General features: G+C 71.0%; 2 protein-coding genes. Both read left to right on the forward strand.

Annotated features, from left to right (window positions below):
* Window positions 1-956: flagellar hook-length control protein FliK (locus CH341_RS31090; protein WP_210208699.1), on the forward strand; the 956-nt coding region annotated here is incomplete at its 5' end.
* A gap of 29 nt (window positions 957-985) precedes the next feature.
* Window positions 986-1,675 carry a flagellar hook assembly protein FlgD gene (locus tag CH341_RS31095; protein WP_111423531.1) on the forward strand — a complete coding sequence of 230 codons (690 nt, stop codon included), beginning with the start codon at window positions 986-988 and terminating at the stop codon, window positions 1,673-1,675.
* The last annotated feature ends 67 nt before the right edge of the window (window positions 1,676-1,742 follow it).

Below are 1,742 nucleotides of genomic sequence, written 5' to 3' on the forward strand. Positions count from 1 at the left end.
CAGCCGCGGCCGCGGCCGGCGACGCCGAGAAAGCAGCCGGCGGGAGCGTTCCGACCATCCTTCCCGTCGACGGGCCCGTGGACGCGGGTGCGGCTGCCGGGACCACCGGCACGGCGCCGGCGGACGCCGGCGGCGCATCGACCACCGGGGCCGACGCGACCAAGAAGGCGGGCCACGAGTCGCGATCGATCGCCGCCCAGGCCGCCGAGAGCCTCGGGACGACCGCGGCCGACGCCGCAGCAGCCCAGACCGCCGCGCCACCCGTGGAGGCTCCGGAGACCGCGTCCGCAAAGGGCGAGCCCAAGCATGTCGCGGCCGAAAAGGTCGGCGGCACGAGCGGCACGGCCGAGGCCGGGCCGAAGACCAGCGAGGCACGAGCCGACGCGCCGGCAGCCCCGTCGGCCTCGGCCGCCCCGGCCCAGCCGACCGGCGCGCTCCAAGGCATGGTCCGGACCGAAGGCCTGACCATCACCAGCACCACGGCGACCGGCCCAACCCAGGCCGCTGGCAGCCGCAGCGAGGCATCGAACCCGGTGACGCTCGCGGGCGTTCCGGTCGAGATCACGTCTCAGGCGAAGGCGGGCAAGCACAGCTTCGACATCCGCCTCGACCCGCCGGACATGGGTCGCATCCGGGTCCAGCTCGACGTCGACGCCAACGGGACCGTGGTGCCCCACATCACGGCCGACCGGGCCGACACGCTCGACCTGTTGCGCCGCGACGCCGGGCAGCTCGAGCGGGCCCTGCAGGACGCCGGCCTCAAGACCGATCAGGGCGCCATGCAGTTCTCGCTGCGCGACCAGAGCACCGGGCAGCAGCAGGCCGACCAGGACTCGTCCGGACGATCGGCGAGGAGCGGATTCCGTGAGGGCGCCGCCGAGACGGGCGTCGTCGAGCTGACCGCGACCTACGGCCGCCTGCTCGGCCGCGATCGCGGCATCGACATCCGCGTGTAGGCTGGTCTCCAACCCGAAGGCACAACGTCATGGCGACCGACAGCGTCACCGGAACTCAGTTCACCGCGACGGCGGCCGTGACCGCCCCGAGCACGACGACTACGGGCGGCACCAAGTCGCTCGCGGACAACTTCCAGACGTTCCTGCAGATGCTCACGACGCAGCTGCAGAACCAGAACCCGCTGGACCCGCTGGACACCAACCAGTTCACGCAGCAGCTCGTGCAGTTCTCGCAGGTGGAGCAGCAGCTGAAGTCGAACCAGCAGCTCGAGACCCTGGTCTCGCTGCAGAAGACGGCCCAGAACACCCAGGCGCTCGGCTATGTCGGGGCGACCGTGGTGGTCGACGGCTCGACCGCCGTGCTTCCCGAGAAAGGTTCGGCGGCCTGGGGGTTCACGGTCGCCAAGCCAGCGGCCGCCAGCATATCGATCACCAACAAGACCGGGCAGACCGTCTACACGGGCAACTTCACGATGCAGGCCGGCGAGCAGACCTTCACCTGGGACGGCAAGGGCAAGGACGGCACGCAGTGGCCGCCCGGCTCGTACAAGATGACCGTCTCGGCGAAGGACTCGCTCGGCAATCCGGTCCCGGTCTCGACCGAGGTCCAGGGCGTCGTCGACTCCGTCGACGTGACCCGGTCCCCCCCGGTCCTGATGCTGGGAGCCGAGGAATTCACCATCGACGCGGTCAAGAAGATCATCCGTCGGGCCGCCTAAGTCCCCGTCATAATTCCACCAGCCGGATTCACCGACGATCGAAGCAGCAGCCGGCGCGCCGCCCCCG

This window comes from Rhodoplanes roseus (assembly GCF_003258865.1).
Lineage (GTDB): Bacteria > Pseudomonadota > Alphaproteobacteria > Rhizobiales > Xanthobacteraceae > Rhodoplanes > Rhodoplanes roseus.

Coding starts and splice junctions, on each gene's coding strand:
- CH341_RS31095 (WP_111423531.1), top strand. CDS start 986: ATGGCGACCGACAGCGTCACCGGAACTCAGTTCACCGCGACGGCGGCC.